Origin of the sequence: Cedecea selenatireducens (assembly GCF_042138895.1) — a bacterium.
Classification (GTDB): Bacteria; Pseudomonadota; Gammaproteobacteria; order Enterobacterales; family Enterobacteriaceae; genus Cedecea; species Cedecea selenatireducens.
Genome location: NZ_JBHIKW010000001.1, coordinates 365,998 through 381,868 on the forward strand (window position 1 = coordinate 365,998; position 15,871 = coordinate 381,868).

The following is a 15,871-nucleotide window of genomic DNA, read 5'->3' on the forward strand; positions in this document are numbered from 1 at the left end:
ACTTTAAGAACATTCCTGGCAAATTATAGGCAACTTTCCGGGATAGTGATTTCGCCTTTTAAATTATTAATAATGGTTACCCAAAATAATTCGAACTGCGGAAATGCGGCGGGCGGGTTTTGCCCTGAGATTGACCTCGTCAGTCACTGGTAAAACCAGTACAGCTTTCAATCTGCACTGCGGCATATTGCGGGTATAACGCGCTTAGTGAGGGTTTGCTATGTCAACGATTATTATGGACTTATGCAGCTATACCCGGCTGGGGCTTGTCGGCTACTTAGCCAGCCGCGGGGTTAGAAAACGGCACATTACAGATGTAGAAACGGTAGAACAGCTGGCACAGGCATGCCGGTTGCAGGCACCCAGCGTGGTGTTTATTAATGAAGACTGCTTTATTCATGACCCGGAAAGCAGTCAGCAAATAAAGCAGATCATTAATCAACATCCTGGGACGCTATTTTTAGTCTTTATGGCTATTGCCAATATTCATTTTGATGAATATCTGCTGGTTCGGGAAAACCTGTTGATCAGTTCGAAATCCATCAAGCCTGAATCTTTAGACGATATTTTAGCGGAATACTTAGCAAAAAATGCACAATGTATTGGACATATTAATTTGCCGACACTTTCTCTTAGTCGCACAGAGTCCAGCATGCTGAAAATGTGGATGTCAGGACAGGGAACGATTCAAATCTCCGATCAAATGAACATCAAGGCAAAAACCGTTTCATCGCATAAAGGGAATATTAAACGCAAAATCAAGACCCACAACAAGCAGGTGATATATCATGTAGTTCGCCTCACCGATAACGTCACCAACGGTATTTTTGTTAACCTTCGGTAGCTTTTTTTACTTGCGCCTCTCCCCTACGCCTTTAAGGCCGTGGTATTTAATCTCTGACGGTGTCAGAGATTAAATACAAGCTCACGACACCCATAACCGTAACAAAACCGCAACAGCGAGCGTGACCTCAACAGCAGCAAACCCTGAAGAAGCAAAATCGTAAGGTATATTAAGCGATGAAATATTCGCTGATTACGCCGATTTTTGCGGCGGTTATCGTGCCAGGCGATCGATTTCTTTCGCTGCTCCCGGCAGCTCAACCCCGCCTGAGTTGGGTCATAGCCGGGGGTGATGAGAGCCGGGAACAAATCTTCCCCTCACCCCGTCCCTCTCCCAGAGGGAGAGGGGGAAAACAGCCAACGTGGAACATTTTTTATTCCCTCTCCCTTCCAGGGTGAGGTTCATCCCCAAAACCTACTCGTCCCTCTCCACGAAAATCCCGTCCGGGTGCCCGGACTCGTTGAAGAACCAGATCCCCAGCGGGTAATCCTCCAGCGCCACGAGATACATCGTCCCCTCGTTAAACGGCTCCACCGCCAGAACAACGCCCGAACGTCGCGGGCCTCCGTCGGTCTTAACGGTCACCCGATCGTTGATTTTCATGGTTATTTCCTCCAGATACATTGTTTGCCATTGTAGATCAAAAAGCCCTTCAGCGCCCTCTCTGCGGACGGTCTGGCGCATTATCTGAAGCGTCTATACTTAAGGCTGGTAGTCAGGCGAGGGTAAAGTGATGAAGACCGTGAAAATGAGCGGTAACGCGGCGCATCAGGACACGGAAGTCGATGTTGACGCGCTGCTGGCCGCCATCAATGAAATTAGCGAGAGCGATATCCGGCACGCCGGCAACGATGAGCACCCGCAACGAGTGAGCGTTGATGGCCGGGAATGGCATAGCTATAAGGAACTGGCGGATGCTTTTGAGCTGGATATTCGGGATTTCAGCGTGAACGAAATTAATCGCTAAGAAAAGCATCCCGGCCGGGGAGCCGGGATGAAAACTTGCTTAAGCAAGAAGCACTTGAAATTCGTTACATCAGGAAATCTGATGTGTTGACCACATTACCTTAAATTTTATTGAATACAAGGATATATTCTTTTAAAGAATGGAGAGACGCTACCTTATTGATGTGGTGAATTTGATGCTAATTGCTTATGAAACGTATTTTTTTTGCCATCCCCCTGAGCTCAAACAAAAGTGACCACCTGATAAAAATGAGATTTATCCTAAACCACCCGGTCCCTTCCTTCCCATTATCTCAGCGCAAACTCAGCAAACTTCCCCGTAGGCAGCAGTGTATGACGCGGCAAAACATTACCCTTATTTCTGCAACGGCTCCCGCTTACACCGCGAACAAAACATCAGCAGTGCTTATATGATATAGCGGACATCGTTCGCGGGAAGGATCAGTCCTGGGTGCAAACCTGATTGCGGCCGTTTTGCTTCGCTTTGTATAAACGCCTGTCGGCAATCGACTGCAGGTGTTCAAAATCATAATCATGGCGCTCATGCGCGCAGCTGACGCCAAACGAGGCGCTGATTTTAATGGTTTCACCGGCCATCAGAAGCAACTCTTTGGTATGAATCCTTAATCTAATACGCTCTGCCACTTTCGCGGCTGCAGGAAGGTTAGTTCCCGGCAGCAGGACGCAGAACTCTTCGCCGCCCACTCGCCCGGCCACGTCTTCCTCACGCAGGGCTGAGCTTAGCAGCGCTGCAGCGTGAGCCAGGACCTTATCCCCGGCGTGATGCCCATAGCGATCGTTAATCCCTTTGAAGAAGTCGAGATCCATCTGGATAACCGAAAAAGGTTTATCCTCGCGTTGGCAATCCTGGGCGAGACCGTGGGCAATATCGAAGAACGCGCCACGATTGTAGAGCCGGGTAAGGGTATCGTAATTCGCACGCCAGCTAAGCGTCTGCTGCAGGGTCAGCATGTTATTCACCAGCCGGCGGATGATTCGCCAGGAAATAAGCAGCATCAGCGTAAAGAGCAGCCAAAGCACCGTCAGCACAATGCTGATCCGACCAAACTCTCCCTGAACGCCCTCGCCCAGGGTATGCACCTTGATCAACACGCCGTCAAAGTTCATCAGCTTCGCCCACGTCACGAAGCGGGTATCCATCCGCAGCTCACCTTCTTCTCCGTTTTCCATGGAGCGTGCAATCTCGGCCTGTTGTTTTTCGTTAAACACCGGCGCGAGCGACACGTGGTCAGCCGCCGTAGCAATCAGCGAGAACTGTCTGTCAAACAGCATAACCTTGCCTTCATAGCGATCGTGAGAAAGCGCCTGGAGGAATTCGTGCATGCCGTTGATAGGGAAATCCATCGCCAGCACGCCATACCAGCGGTTATTCAGATCAAGCGGCACCGACGCGGTGATTATTTGCCCGCTGTGGCTGCCGGGGTTATCGGTGTGGGTCCACTGGAGGCCACGACCGGGGTTATTTTCCGGTGACTGGGCGACAAAATAGGGCTGGGCAATCAAACGATGGTAGAGCGAAACAATCGCCGGGTCGTTTTCCGGTGGCGTGCTGGAAAGGAAAAAGCCCGCCCTTGAGGCGTAAAATACCCGCCGTTGCAGGTCCCGCTTAGCGTCGGCAAGCTGCATGATGTAGCTGAACTCCAGCGCCGCCTCCAGCTCCGGATAAAGCCAGTTTTCATCGCGGCCAAGCAGGCTGTTATGGGCGACAAATTCGTCGGAAACGCCGCTAACCGGCATGCCACGATTAAGATCCAGCTTCAGCTGCCAGTAAGGTTGCGTTCGCTGGATGGCGAAATCTGCCAGCGTTTTACGGGAAATGTCCGTCGAAATAGGCGACTGCAGCGCGTAGTGCATGGTATTGCGGTAAAACAACAGGTTATCGATGCTGTGCTGCAGCTGCCGGTCCAGCGCGGTAGCGACGTTATCCAGGCTATTGCGCTGGTTAGAGATATAGGCTGATTCCAGCACCGCCACTTCGCGCCAGGTCAGCAGCGTTGAACAAAGAAACACCACAACAAAACAGAGGTTTACCACCCGCTGCGGTCTTTTATAGCGGCTTAAAAACCGCTCAAATGCGTTACCGATCAAGGGGGAGACTCCCTGGCTGGTGGCCTAAGCCGCCGTTATCAACTCCTCCCGGAAATGCCGGAAGAATGAAATCATGGCAGATTTTGCCATCGCGGCGGCGCTTTGTCGAAGATAGCCCACGCTACGGCGGCATAAAAAAACCCGGCAATGCCGGGTTCAGTTAGAGAACCAGAGGCTTCACGCCTGGTGATGCTCTCTGGTTTCAACAGGCGCCAGGTCGTCCTCACGGAACGCCTCGCGCTTTACGCCATAACCGTCGTACCACCGGCACTCCACCATGCCACTGGAATAACCCGTGACTATCATGCGAGGACCACCGTTTTTACGCCGGACTTCATCGCTGACCACATAGACCATTGCCGCCTCCGGCGTTAGGGGTGAAAACCTCTAAAGGTATAGCCAATGGTCAGCGTTTTTTCCTGACTAAAGCGATATTTTTCTTCTCGAACTTAGTGCGAAGCGCTTCCCCGCAGGTGATTTATGCCATTCACCAAGAGCAGCACAATACCGCCGGCGATAAAGCCGAGCACCAGATTAGCAAGCGTGGGGCCAACAAGCTCCACAACGCCGCCCAACTGGCCCGCCCATTGCTCAATGCCGTGATGCAGCAACGGCACACCGTGTACCAGAATGCCGCCGCCAACCAGGAACATCGCCAGCGTGCCAACAATCGTGAGGATCTTCATGAGCCACGGCGCAAGAACAAGCAACCCTTTGCCCACCATCCGGGCCAGCGCCGCGCGTTTATCCACCAGCCAATAGCCCAGGTCGTCGATTTTCACAATCATCCCAACCAGCCCGTAGACGCCAATAGTCACCAGAATCGCGATACCGGCCAGGATGAGTACCTGATTCAGCAGCGGCGCTTCGGCCACAATGCCCAGCGTAATGGCGACGATTTCCGCCGAAAGAATAAAGTCGGTACGCACTGCCCCTTTCACTTTGTCTTTCTCAAAAGCCATCGGATCCTGGGCAGCTATAGATTCCAGCCTCGCCTGCTTTTCCTCCGCGCTTTCCTTGTGCTTGCTCGCCTTTATGCTGTGCAGCACCTTTTCCACGCCTTCAAAACATAAAAATGCCCCGCCCACCATCAGCAACGGCGTAATTGCCCAGGGAGCAAAGGCGCTGATAATCAGCGCCAGCGGCACCAAAATCAGTTTATTGATAAACGACCCTTTTGCCACACTCCAGACGACGGGCAGTTCCCGGTTAGCGCGAACGCCCGACACCTGTTGGGCATTAAGCGAAAGGTCATCGCCCAGTACGCCAGCCGTTTTTTTTGCCGCGAGTTTGCCCATCACGGAAATGTCGTCCAGCAGCGTGGCGATGTCGTCGAGCAATGTCAGTAAGCTACTTCCAGCCAAAATATCTGTCCTTATTGATTTCGTTACCCAAGAGTATGAAGCAAAATCGCCGCCGCGAAAATTACTCGTCTTTGTCAATGTAAATTAACATTACATCAACAAGTAAAAGGCTCGCTATCCGCTGCCTTTTGGCGTTAACTATCGGCCTGAAATTGAAGCCTGGTGAGGGAATATGCGTCTTCGTTCTGGCCAATTGTTGCCGCTGATTGCGGCTCTTTTCGCGCTGTATATCATCTGGGGGTCGACCTATTTTGCCATCGCCATTGGGGTAAAAAGCTGGCCGCCCTTTATGATGGCCGGCGTGCGTTTTCTCTGCGCTGGCGTGATATTAACGGCTATTTTGCTTTTCCGGGGGCACAAGCTGCCTCGCCTGCGGCCAATGCTTAATGCCGCGCTGATAGGCGTCCTGCTTCTGGCGGTTGGCAACGGCTTTGTGACGCTTGCCGAGCACCAACACGTTGCTTCCGGCATTGCTGCGGTGATGGTTGCCACCGTGCCGCTGTTTACCCTCTGCTTCAGCCGCCTGTTCGGGATTAAAACCCGCAAGCTGGAGTGGCTGGGCATTGCCATTGGCCTGGCGGGCATTTTGTTGCTGAACAGCGGCGGCAACCTCAGTGGAAATCCGACGGGCGCGTTGTTGATTCTCATTGGCTCATTAAGCTGGGCATTTGGCTCGGTTTACGGCTCGCGGATCGAGCTGCCCGAAGGGATGATGGCGGGCGCCATTGAGATGTTAGCGGCGGGCATTGTCGCCCTTTGCGTTTCGGCCCTGAGCGGCGAACGCTTAACGGCTATGCCGGATGCCGCAGGCTTCCTGGCGGTAGGCTATCTGGCGCTGTTTGGCTCCATGATCGCCATCAGCGCCTATATGTACCTGATTCGTAATGTTTCCCCGGCCGTAGCGACCAGCTATGCCTACGTTAACCCGGTCGTCGCCGTGCTGCTGGGCACCACCTTTGCGGGCGAAAACCTTTCGCCGATTGAATGGCTGGCGCTGGGCATCATCATTTTTGCCGTGGTGCTGGTCACGCTGGGCAAATATCTCTTCCCAGCCAAACCGGTTGTTGAGACTTGTGAAGTAGAAAAATAGCTACTCTGCGGCCAGCGTTTGCTGGTCGCCTTCATCCCGCTGATGTATTCCGGTCACGTTAATTTCTGCGCTACGCCCGCCGCTGCAAATCCACTCTTCTAAACGTTCACACAGCGCCCGATCGCTCATTTTCTCGCGGCCACGCAGCGCGCATTCCCAAACCACCAGTACCCGCCAGCCCCGCGCCAGTAAAAGCCCGACATCGCGTTTATCTCTTGCCACATTGCGGCCGATCTTATCCAGCCAGAAGTCGGTGCGCGTGGCCGGGACCTTAAACAGGTGGCAGTCGTGGTGATGCCAGAAACAGCCGTGGGTAAAGATAACGCAGCGGAATTCATCCACCACAAAGTCCGGCTTGCCGGGCAGGGCTGCGTCCTGAACGCGGAAGCTAAATCCGCATTCGGCCAGCAGCGCGGCAAGGCGTTTTTCAATGGCGGTGTCGCGCGTAGCAATGGCTCGCATGTTTTTACTGCGTATAGCTTTGCTGTGTACATCCGCCATATCTTTCTCCGCTTAGCGCTTTTTCACCGCTTGCTTGATGACCGGCTCCAGCAGTTTTGCCACTGCGGCAAACGCGGGAACGACTACGGAGTTACCAAACTGGCGGTAAGCCTGAGTGTCGGACACGGGAATGCGGAACGCTTTGCCCTTCGGTGATTCAAAGCCCATCAGCCTGGCGCATTCACGCGGCGTCAGGCGGCGCGGCCTGTTCAGCTGATTATCAGGATCGTTAAAGTCAACCTCGCCCAGCGCCTTATCCCAGCCACGATCGATCAGGATCTCCGCGCCATCCTTAAAGTAACGGGCCGACAGCGTTCTGGCCACGCTTGCCGGATTGGTCGGGTCAACCAGCCCGTAGCCGAAGCCGTTCCCTTTGGCCTGGTGCTTCTTCGCGTAGTTATAGAGGTATTTCCACAGCGTCGGGGTCAGAACATATTTTGCTTCGACTTCATCATCCAGCAGCTCACCAAACGTCGGGCGACGAGCCGGATAAAAATCGCTGAGCCTTGCCAGCGTCACCGCAGAGTCCAGGTTCAGGTCACGGCGCGTGCCGACCAGCACGATGCGCTCGCGATGCTGCGGCAGGAAGTTTTTGCCATCGACAATTTTCGGGTCATTGCGCCCGGTGACGGCGGCATCAGCCACGTCATAGCCCAGCTCGTCCAGCGTCTGCATGATGATGCGGAACGTGTTGCCTTTGTCGTGGCTCTTCAGGTTTTTAACGTTTTCCAGCACGAAAATCGGCGGACGTTTGGCGGCAATAATTCGCGCCACGTCGAAGAACAAGGTGCCCTGGGTTTCACAGGCAAAGCCGTGCGCGCGCCCAAGGGCGTTTTTCTTCGACACGCCCGCCAGGGAAAACGGCTGGCAGGGGAAGCCGGCCAGCAGCACATCGTGGTCGGGCAGCGTGGCCTGAATGTGTTTCGTCGCCTGCTCGTCCGTCACGTCGCCGCGGTTGCTGAGCGTCACGTCACGAATATCTTCATTAAACTGATGCTGCGCCGGGTCGCAATACCAGTTTGCCTTGTAGGTTTTCACCGCATGTTTGTTCCATTCGCTGGTAAACACGCACTGGCCGCCAATCGCCTCAAAGCCGCTGCGAATGCCGCCGATGCCGGCAAACAGGTCGATAAAGCGGAAGGCATAGCGGCCATGATGCGACGGCGGCGACGGCAGCATACTTTGCAGCATCTGCACTTCCACCTCGGTTAAGCCCCGTGGCGCAGACTTGCCGTTATACCAGCGGTTCAGGGATTCGCGCGTCCAGTCACCTCCCACCTGTCGCAGGCGCAGGGCGACGGTTTTTTGATCGTAGATTTCGAGTAAGCGGCTGACCAGGGCGTGATCTTCTTCTTGCTGAGTTTGTTTGTGGCGCTGTGCCTGAAGGGAGAGGTGTTCTGCTATCGCGTCAAGATCGTTCATCGTGAACCAAAGATGGGAAAAGGGAGTGAAACTGTATCACTGATTTGACCCAGAGAGAACGGAAACAGCCCGCAGACTGAACTGCGGGCCGGGAAGATTAAGCCTGTGATTTAAAACGCTGCAGAACCTGCTCGTCTACCTGCAGATAGTCGCCTTTCAGCTCGGCGCACAGCTTCGCCATATAGCCCACGAGGAAATCCGCATTGTGGTGCGCCAGCGCTCGCCCGGCTTCGGTCTGCATTGAGTCCGGCAGGCGCAGAAGCTTTTTCTGAAAATGATCCACCGAGTACTGCGTATCGTCCAGCTCGCGGCGCTCGGCCAGCGGATCGTCGCTGTCAAACAGCGAGCGCCCCAGCGCCCCGGAGACATAAAACACGCGCGCGAGGCCTATCGCCCCCAGCGATTCCAGCCTGTCCGCGTCCTGCACCACTTTTGCTTCCAGCGTCTGCGGCGCAATGGCGGCGCTAAAGCTGTGGGCCCGCACCGCATGGGCTACGTCGTCATACAGCTCGCGGGGAAAGTCCGGGAAGTGCGTTTCCAGAATATACAGCGTTTCCTGCGCGGCCTGCGTTGAGGCCAGATGGCGCTCCGGGTGATTCTTGGGCAGGTTAACAATGTCATGGAAATAACAGGCGGTCAGCACCACAAGCCTGTCGGCCTCGGTCCCTTCCATAATATGCTGAGCGGTTTTCCATACTCGCCGAAAATGCGCCACGTCATGGGCCTTGTCGTCCTGCGCCCAGTTCTCAATCAGATACTGCTCAAACTGCTGCTGCCAGCGGGCAATCGGCATACACGTACTCCCCTTCTCGTGAAAAGCGCAAGTTTGAGTATAACCAGATTGATGACAATAATATGACAACATCAATGCAGGCTGGGGACGCGGGAGTGAAGGCAGGTAAGGCGGGGGAACGCGCAGAGCCACAGACAAATGCGGCTCTGCCTAAGAAAGTTCGTTTTAATGCTGGCGATTATCGCGGACGCGGGCAGGATAAACACGTGGCCGGGTATACCAGGCTACCCAGCCCAGCACTGCCGCAACGGAGCCAAGTACCAGCAACCCCATTAATGCGCCAAGCAATTTCCCGCCGAAGGTGCCCAGATCGCCGCTGGTGACCCCACTGACGACCCAAAAATAACGCACCATCGCCCAAACGATGTACAAACAAAAAGCATAAAACAGCCACAGCGCAATTTTTCCACCGGGGCTGCGAGTTGGTTTCGCATCCATAACGTTCGACCTAACTTTTTCAACTGAAACAAAAACGGGCTGTCGACGGCAGGTCCCCCACCGTCTTAATGTGATTTTTATCACACTAACGGATTAGATGAACCGCTATAAGCGTTAAATTTTGTTTCAAATCAAAGCTTATAGGGCATTAATCAGCATTGACAACCGGGTTTGATTTAGCTTAAGGAAAGTTCTTAATCGTGGTGACGCCTCCCGCCAGAGGGTTCGTTTATGTTCACTGCGTCTTTTAATTACAGATATCCGCACTTATGCGGGCTGGCGGATTTTCCGTTCACTCGTAGGTCTGTTTACACTGCACGTTTAGAGCACGGTGAACGTGTCAGGGAGATAACGCCATCACCCAAACATTCAGGGTCGATGAGAGCCGGGAACAAGGGTGTGGCTGTAGGTCTTGAAGCAGCTGTAACGTTCTGTGTAGCTGCGGGTTTGAAGCGAGGCTCGGTTCCGGCTTAAATCGCCTCCGTTTTCTCTCCGACTGGCCAGGGTCCGGGCGTCGGGAACGACCGGAGGCTGAGAGCGTCGGGAACGCATCTCAGCCGACCCAGGACTGGGAGATAAAACGGAGGTCTGCCGCTTGCGGCGATTTATTTAGCCGGGAGTCCGGGGTCTCGGGGAAGTGACGGTGACTTCCCCGAGTCGTTCACCGGTTCGGTGGTGACATATGAAGCAGCTCTGGAAGTGAACGGAACCTTTACCGAACCTACTTAAAACCCTGTATTTATGACCAAGAGACAGCCTCTTGCTTAAGAAAAGAAACTGCTCGGGAAGAGAGATAAAAATACCCTTTATTCTCTTCCCTCAATATTTCCTCACTGAAATATAAACGAACGAATTTAATTTACATTGCCGGGTTGACAATAGTATTGCTCATGGGTAGATTTCACGGGCCGAAGTTGCGGCCTTTCCTAACCTGACATAAGAGACTAATGGATACTGAATTTAGTAGCTGCCCGAACATTGCCTTAATGGCGGTTCGGGAAAGTAAACATGAAATCGATTGTGATCACTTCTTCGTTTTGGTGTGTCTCGCCGGAGCCTGATGCTCTCGTGTTGTCCCACCTCGACCAGGGTTTTCACGGTCCCGAGGTGTGTTATGAACTTCAAATCTACCCTTTTTCCTGGTGTCAAAACAGTGACATCAACGCTGCGTGTCCGGCCGCCCCGCGATCGGGTACTGTCCGCACGCAAAAAACAGAAAAACTCAATTTTCTCTTCGAAAATCAGTGAGTTGAATCAACGTATCACTAACTGGCGTGTCAGTCCTGTCACCGGCCAGCTGGAGCGTCGTTGCAGCTTCTCTGACGGCGAAGACCCACAAAGTCGACCCTTCGTAGCCTGATTCAGCCGTTACGCCGTAGGTTCGTCTGCGCGCTATGCCGCAGCCCGCTTCCGTGCGCCACGCTGAGTTACGTCACTATTGGTAGCTGTTTATTCCCTGATGCAGGCATCCCTGTACATCGGCAGGAATAACCACGTCCAAATAAAAGAAAATATAAATTTCTCGCCTGTTTATTTTAAAAAATAAATAGCGTGGAGCCCTGCGAAATTAATTCAAAACCGATCGCTCATGCGGCATCGGGCTATTTTCGGCCGCCTTTAATCCGGCATTTACCGTAAAAAGCCTGCTGCCGCCCGGCGACAGGAGCACCACCATGACTGTACAAACCAAGAACCGTAATAAAAAAAGCACGCTGTCTATGCGCGCCGCCCAGGAAGCCAAAAACGGCATCGCAGAAACCCTGGTCAACCTCAACACCACCCGGGAAGGGCTGCAGGAAGCCCACGCGAATGCCCGGCTGGAGCGGGATGGCCTGAACGAAGTCGCTCATGACAAGCCGCCTCACGCGCTGCTCCAGCTGCTGATGGCGTTTAACAACCCGTTTATCTACGTGCTCGCTATTCTCGCCAGCATCAGCTTCTTTACCGACTACTGGCTGCCTACCAGCCACGGCGAAGACGGTGACCTGACGACGGTGATCATCATCGGCACCATGGTGGCACTCAGCGGCCTGGTGCGCTTCTGGCAGGAACACCGCTCGGCTAAATCCGCCGAAGCGCTGAAGGCAATGGTGCGCACCACCGCCACGGTCGTTCGTCGTGAACATGCAGGGCAAAAAGGAACCCCGCGTGAAATCCCGATGCGCGAGCTGGTCGTGGGCGATATCGTACAGCTCTATGCGGGCGATATGATCCCGGCAGACGTGCGCCTCATTGAGTCTCGCGACCTGTTTATCAGCCAGGCCGTGCTGACCGGTGAAGCGCTGCCGATTGAGAAATACGACACCCTGGGCGATGTGGCGCAAAAATCCGCGCACGACAAGGCGATCGACAGCGAGAACCTGCTGGATATCCCTAACATCTGCTTTATGGGCACCAACGTTGTCAGCGGCACCGCGCAGGCGGTAGTAGTGGCGACCGGGCCACGGACCTACTTTGGCTCGCTGGCAAAAGCCATTGTCGGTACCCGGGCGCAAACGGCGTTTGACCGGGGAGTGAACAGCGTCAGCTGGCTGCTGATCCGCTTTATGCTGGTGATGGTGCCGGTAGTGTTCCTGATCAACGGCCTGATGAAAGGCGAATGGTGGGATGCCCTGCTGTTTGCCCTGGCGGTCGCCGTGGGCCTGACGCCGGAAATGCTGCCGATGATCGTCAGCGCCAACCTCGCCAAAGGCGCGGTGGCTATGGCGAAGCGTAAAGTGGTGGTTAAGCGTCTCAACGCGATTCAGAACCTGGGCGCTATGGACGTGCTGTGCACCGATAAAACCGGCACGCTGACGCAGGACAAAATCATTCTGGAGCACCACGTCGACACGCACGGTCAGAAAAATGAGTCCGTGCTGGCACTGGCCTGGCTCAACAGCCACCACCAAAGCGGCATCAAAAACCTGATGGATCAGGCGGTCATTTACTTCTCTGAAAATGAGCCGGGATTTGTGAAACCGCAGGGTTACAGCAAGGTCGATGAAATGCCGTTCGACTTCGTGCGCCGTCGCCTGTCGATTGTGGTGAAAGACAGCCAGAGCAATCACCTGCTGGTGTGCAAAGGCGCGGTGGAAGAGATGCTGAGCATCGCCACCCACATGGAAGAGAACGGCAAGGTTATCGCCCTGGACGAGCAGCGTCGTGAGGCGATGCTGGCAATGACCAACGACTACAACAAAGACGGTTTCCGCGTCCTCGTGGTGGCCACCCGTGACATTCCTAAAGCCGAAGCGAAAAAGCAGTACGGCACCGACGATGAACACGACCTGATCATCCGTGGCTTCCTCACCTTCCTCGATCCACCGAAGGAGAGCGCAGGCCCGGCGATTGCCGCCCTGATGGACATCGGCGTGGCGGTGAAAGTGCTGACCGGCGATAACGCCATTGTCACCACGCGCATTTGCCGTCAGGTTGGGCTGGAGCCGGGCGAGCCGGTGCTCGGCCCGCAGATTGAGCAACTGAGCGACGCTTCCCTGCAACAGTTAGTGGAAGAGCGCACCGTGTTCGCCAAGCTGACGCCGCTGCAGAAGTCTCGCGTGCTGAAGGCGCTGCAGGCTAACGGCCATACCGTCGGCTTCCTCGGCGACGGGATTAACGATGCCCCTGCCCTGCGTGATGCCGACGTTGGTATCTCGGTCGACAGCGGCACCGATATCGCCAAGGAATCCGCCGACATCATCCTGCTGGAAAAGAGCCTGATGGTGCTGGAAGAAGGCGTCATCAAAGGCCGCGAGACCTTTGGCAACATCATGAAGTACCTGAACATGACCGCCAGCTCCAACTTCGGCAACGTGTTCTCGGTGCTGGTTGCCAGCGCGTTCATCCCGTTCCTGCCGATGCTCGCCATTCAGCTGCTGCTGCAAAACCTGATGTACGACATCTCCCAGCTCGCGCTGCCGTGGGACAAAACGGACAAAGAGTTCCTGAGCAAGCCGCGCAAATGGGATGCCAAAAACATCGGCCGCTTCATGGTCTGGATTGGCCCGACGTCGTCCATTTTTGACATGACCACCTTTGCCCTGATGTGGTTTGTGTTCAGCGCCAACAGCGAGCACATGCAGACCCTGTTCCAGTCCGGCTGGTTCGTTGAAGGCCTGCTGTCGCAAACGCTGGTGGTGCACATGCTGCGTACCCAGAAGATCCCGTTCATTCAGAGCACTGCCGCCTGGCCGGTGATGATGATGACCGGCCTGGTGATGGCGGTAGGGATTTACGTGCCGTTCTCTCCGCTCGGGCCGTTGGTTGGGCTGCAGGCACTGCCGTGGCAGTACTTCCCGTGGCTGGTCGGCACCCTGCTGGCCTACTGCTGCGTGGCTCAGGCGATGAAAACGTTCTACATGCGTCGCTTCAAACAGTGGCACTAACTCTGCGTTAAGTACGGTAATTCGGTGCCGCTTCGGCGGCACCTTTCAGGCAGGCAACACAAGCTGGAAAGCATTATGGAAAAGCAACATTCCATTATTTTCCTGATTAAAAATAAGACCATCGCGTTGGTTGTCTTATTTTTAATGAAAATAACCCGCGTCCTTCGCGTCCGTGCCCTGGCATGGTTCGCCGGAGGGAAAATTAACTACCGACACACCAAAGCATTACTGAACCTCGCCAGCGCCATACATCGTTTTTCGATCAGGTTACTGCGTTTTGTTACACCACCCGCCCTTAAGAGGGGGAATTAATCATGTCCGGAACTACTCTGTTAATTAACCTGGCTGGCGCCATCGCGTTGCTGCTCTGGGGCAGCCATATGATTTCAACGGCGCTGCAGCGCGGCTTCGGCACGCCGCTGCGCAACTGGATGGGACGCCACCTCACTAACCGCTGGACCGCCCTGCTTGCCGGCATTGGCATTACCGGCGTCCTGCAAAGCAGCACCGCGGTGAGCATGATGGCAACGTCGTTTACCGCCGCCGGCACCTTGAGCCTTGCCCCCGCTCTGGCGGTGATGCTCGGCGCGAATATCGGCTCCACGCTGGTGGTGCAGCTGATGAGCTTTAACATGGAAATCGCCATTCCTCTGCTTCTGCTGGCCGGGTTTGTGGTCTTTAAGCTGCGGGACCATTCCAACTTTGAGAGCGTGGGCTGCGCCCTGATTGGCCTCGGCCTGATGCTGCTTGCGCTGCATTTGCTCAGCGGCACGCTGGCGGACATCGAAGTCACGCCGGTATTTCATGCCGTCATGCAGGGGCTGGAGGGAGACGTATTAATCGCCCTGCTGGTGGCGGCTCTCCTGACGCTGCTGTGCCACTCCAGCGTGGCGATTATTTTGCTGATCGCTTCCCTCGCGGCTACCGGCGCGATGACGCCAGCTACCGCGCTGGTACTGGTGCTTGGGGCAAACATTGGCGGCGCATTACCGCCGGTGCTTAACGCCGGGTCCGCCGTGGCTCGCCGCCTGCCGGTGGGCAACCTGATAGTTCGCCTGTCCGGCTGCGCGCTGGCGCTACTGCTGCTGCCTCTGCTGACGGATGTCGCACAGAAATCCGGGCTGAACACGCCGCAGCTGGTGGTGTGGTTCCACACGGCCTTTAGCGCAGTGCTTGCGCTGCTGTTTATCAGCCTGACCGCGCCGATGGCCCGGTTCCTCGAGAGACTGTTCCCGGAAGAAGAGCGCGTGGGCGACCCGGGCATGCCGATGTATCTCGACGATGCAGGCCTCGAGGTCGCTTATATCGGCCTGTCGAATTCGGTTCGCGAATCGCTGCGCGCCGCCGACATGCTAACCATCATGCTCGATCGCCTGCTGGTTCTGTTTGTCACCCAGGAAAAACAGGCTGCCGACGAGATTCGCCAGCTTGACCAGTCTGTGGATCTGCTTAGCGCGGCGGTTCGCGCCTATCTCGCCGACATCGGTCAGGACGGGTTGAATGACGCGGATGCCGATCGCGCGCAGGAAATTCTGATGTTCATCATCAATTTTGAGCACGCGGGCGACATTCTCTCCAGCAACCTGACCCAGCTGGCAACGCGTCGCGCACGCCGGGGCGAGCTGTTTAACGACTTTGAGTTACACAATATTCACCTGCTGCACGCGGAAATCCTCACCAGCCTGCGCCTGGCGATTGCCGCGTTCATGCGTGAAGACCTGTCTGCTGCCCACCAGCTGGTGCAGCGCAAAGAAACCATTCGCCAGCTCGAGGCCTCCGCCAGCCGCGAGCATTTCAAAAAGCTGCGTGAGGACAAAAATGCCTGGGCGGAATCCGGCGACATCTTCCAGCGGGTACTGCGGGACTACCGTCGCGTGCATCACCACATCGCCGCCGTGGCCTACCCGGTCATTGACCGACTGGGCGATAAATCCCTGCTGTTTATCGACACGCCGCCGGACGTTTAAAAAAACAATA

General features: G+C 55.1%; 14 protein-coding genes. 6 read left to right on the plus strand and 8 right to left on the minus strand.

The genetic code is table 11. The features are described 5' to 3' along the window. The first annotated feature begins 220 nt into the window (after window positions 1-220). Window positions 221-844, plus strand: a complete 624-nt coding sequence (rcsA, locus tag ACE38U_RS01750) for a transcriptional regulator RcsA (RefSeq protein WP_016537069.1) — start codon at window positions 221-223, stop codon at window positions 842-844. A gap of 414 nt (window positions 845-1,258) precedes the next feature. Here rcsA and dsrB read toward each other — a convergent pair whose 3' ends face one another. Then, a complete protein-coding gene (gene dsrB, locus ACE38U_RS01755) occupies window positions 1,259-1,447 on the minus strand; it encodes a protein DsrB (protein WP_038481586.1) in 189 nt (62 codons plus the stop codon). Window positions 1,448-1,577: 130 nt separating this feature from the next. On the opposite strand from dsrB, the gene yodD reads away from it, so the two are divergent. Next, window positions 1,578-1,811 carry a YodD family peroxide/acid resistance protein gene (yodD, locus tag ACE38U_RS01760; protein WP_038481583.1) on the plus strand — a complete coding sequence of 78 codons (234 nt, stop codon included), beginning with the start codon at window positions 1,578-1,580 and terminating at the stop codon, window positions 1,809-1,811. 440 nt (window positions 1,812-2,251) lie between these two features. On the opposite strand, the gene dgcQ is transcribed toward yodD, so the two are convergent. The 3 genes from dgcQ to ACE38U_RS01775 form a co-directional block, all read right to left on the minus strand. Then, complete coding sequence (gene dgcQ, locus ACE38U_RS01765) at window positions 2,252-3,919, minus strand: cellulose biosynthesis regulator diguanylate cyclase DgcQ (protein WP_176982066.1); 1,668 nt, start codon at window positions 3,917-3,919, stop codon at window positions 2,252-2,254. 177 nt (window positions 3,920-4,096) lie between these two features. Continuing rightward, the gene (locus ACE38U_RS01770) at window positions 4,097-4,276 is read right to left on the minus strand and encodes a YodC family protein (RefSeq protein WP_038481580.1); all 180 of its coding nucleotides are present in this window, start codon (window positions 4,274-4,276) and stop codon (window positions 4,097-4,099) included. A gap of 92 nt (window positions 4,277-4,368) precedes the next feature. Beyond that, a complete protein-coding gene (locus tag ACE38U_RS01775) occupies window positions 4,369-5,283 on the minus strand; it encodes a DUF808 family protein (RefSeq protein ID WP_375529038.1) in 915 nt (304 codons plus the stop codon). A 172-nt stretch (window positions 5,284-5,455) separates the two neighbouring features. Between ACE38U_RS01775 and yedA the strand changes: the two genes are divergently transcribed. After that, the gene (gene yedA, locus ACE38U_RS01780) at window positions 5,456-6,373 is read left to right on the plus strand and encodes a drug/metabolite exporter YedA (protein WP_038481578.1); all 918 of its coding nucleotides are present in this window, start codon (window positions 5,456-5,458) and stop codon (window positions 6,371-6,373) included. Here the strand turns inward: yedA and ACE38U_RS01785 are convergent, their stop codons facing one another. The 4 genes from ACE38U_RS01785 to drpB form a co-directional block, all read right to left on the minus strand. Next, a complete protein-coding gene (locus tag ACE38U_RS01785) occupies window positions 6,374-6,874 on the minus strand; it encodes a very short patch repair endonuclease (RefSeq protein ID WP_176982064.1) in 501 nt (166 codons plus the stop codon). Between the two features lie 12 nt (window positions 6,875-6,886). After that, window positions 6,887-8,296: a DNA cytosine methyltransferase gene (locus tag ACE38U_RS01790; RefSeq protein WP_375529039.1), complete on the minus strand. Its 1,410-nt coding sequence runs from the start codon at window positions 8,294-8,296 to the stop codon at window positions 6,887-6,889. 97 nt (window positions 8,297-8,393) lie between these two features. After that, complete coding sequence (locus ACE38U_RS01795; protein ID WP_375529040.1) at window positions 8,394-9,089, minus strand: phosphohydrolase; 696 nt, start codon at window positions 9,087-9,089, stop codon at window positions 8,394-8,396. Window positions 9,090-9,254: 165 nt separating this feature from the next. Continuing rightward, a complete protein-coding gene (gene drpB / locus ACE38U_RS01800; RefSeq protein ID WP_176982062.1) occupies window positions 9,255-9,527 on the minus strand; it encodes a cell division protein DrpB in 273 nt (90 codons plus the stop codon). 1,673 nt (window positions 9,528-11,200) lie between these two features. Here drpB and mgtA point away from each other — a divergent pair. The 3 genes from mgtA to ACE38U_RS01815 all read left to right on the plus strand — a co-directional run bounded on the left by mgtA (window position 11,201) and on the right by ACE38U_RS01815 (window position 15,861). Beyond that, window positions 11,201-13,894 carry a magnesium-translocating P-type ATPase gene (gene mgtA / locus ACE38U_RS01805; RefSeq protein ID WP_375529041.1) on the plus strand — a complete coding sequence of 898 codons (2,694 nt, stop codon included), beginning with the start codon at window positions 11,201-11,203 and terminating at the stop codon, window positions 13,892-13,894. A 75-nt stretch (window positions 13,895-13,969) separates the two neighbouring features. Beyond that, window positions 13,970-14,206, plus strand: coding sequence for a hypothetical protein (locus ACE38U_RS01810; protein ID WP_038481560.1), 237 nt, complete (start codon window positions 13,970-13,972; stop codon window positions 14,204-14,206). Between the two features lie 2 nt (window positions 14,207-14,208). Then, window positions 14,209-15,861 (plus strand): Na/Pi cotransporter family protein, encoded by a 1,653-nt coding sequence (locus ACE38U_RS01815; RefSeq protein WP_375529042.1) that lies wholly within the window; start codon window positions 14,209-14,211, stop codon window positions 15,859-15,861. Window positions 15,862-15,871 lie beyond the last annotated feature (10 nt).

Excerpts from the sequence above, each read along its gene's own strand:
- rcsA (WP_016537069.1), top strand. The coding sequence starts at position 221 with ATGTCAACGATTATTATGGACTTATGCAGCTATACCCGGCTGGGGCTT.
- dsrB (WP_038481586.1), bottom strand. The coding sequence starts at position 1,447 with ATGAAAATCAACGATCGGGTGACCGTTAAGACCGACGGAGGCCCGCGA.
- yodD (WP_038481583.1), top strand. The coding sequence starts at position 1,578 with ATGAAGACCGTGAAAATGAGCGGTAACGCGGCGCATCAGGACACGGAA.
- ACE38U_RS01770 (WP_038481580.1), bottom strand. The coding sequence starts at position 4,276 with ATGGTCTATGTGGTCAGCGATGAAGTCCGGCGTAAAAACGGTGGTCCT.
- yedA (WP_038481578.1), top strand. The coding sequence starts at position 5,456 with ATGCGTCTTCGTTCTGGCCAATTGTTGCCGCTGATTGCGGCTCTTTTC.
- ACE38U_RS01785 (WP_176982064.1), bottom strand. The coding sequence starts at position 6,874 with ATGGCGGATGTACACAGCAAAGCTATACGCAGTAAAAACATGCGAGCC.
- ACE38U_RS01790 (WP_375529039.1), bottom strand. The coding sequence starts at position 8,296 with ATGAACGATCTTGACGCGATAGCAGAACACCTCTCCCTTCAGGCACAG.
- ACE38U_RS01795 (WP_375529040.1), bottom strand. The coding sequence starts at position 9,089 with ATGCCGATTGCCCGCTGGCAGCAGCAGTTTGAGCAGTATCTGATTGAG.
- drpB (WP_176982062.1), bottom strand. The coding sequence starts at position 9,527 with ATGGATGCGAAACCAACTCGCAGCCCCGGTGGAAAAATTGCGCTGTGG.
- mgtA (WP_375529041.1), top strand. The coding sequence starts at position 11,201 with ATGACTGTACAAACCAAGAACCGTAATAAAAAAAGCACGCTGTCTATG.
- ACE38U_RS01810 (WP_038481560.1), top strand. The coding sequence starts at position 13,970 with ATGGAAAAGCAACATTCCATTATTTTCCTGATTAAAAATAAGACCATC.
- ACE38U_RS01815 (WP_375529042.1), top strand. The coding sequence starts at position 14,209 with ATGTCCGGAACTACTCTGTTAATTAACCTGGCTGGCGCCATCGCGTTG.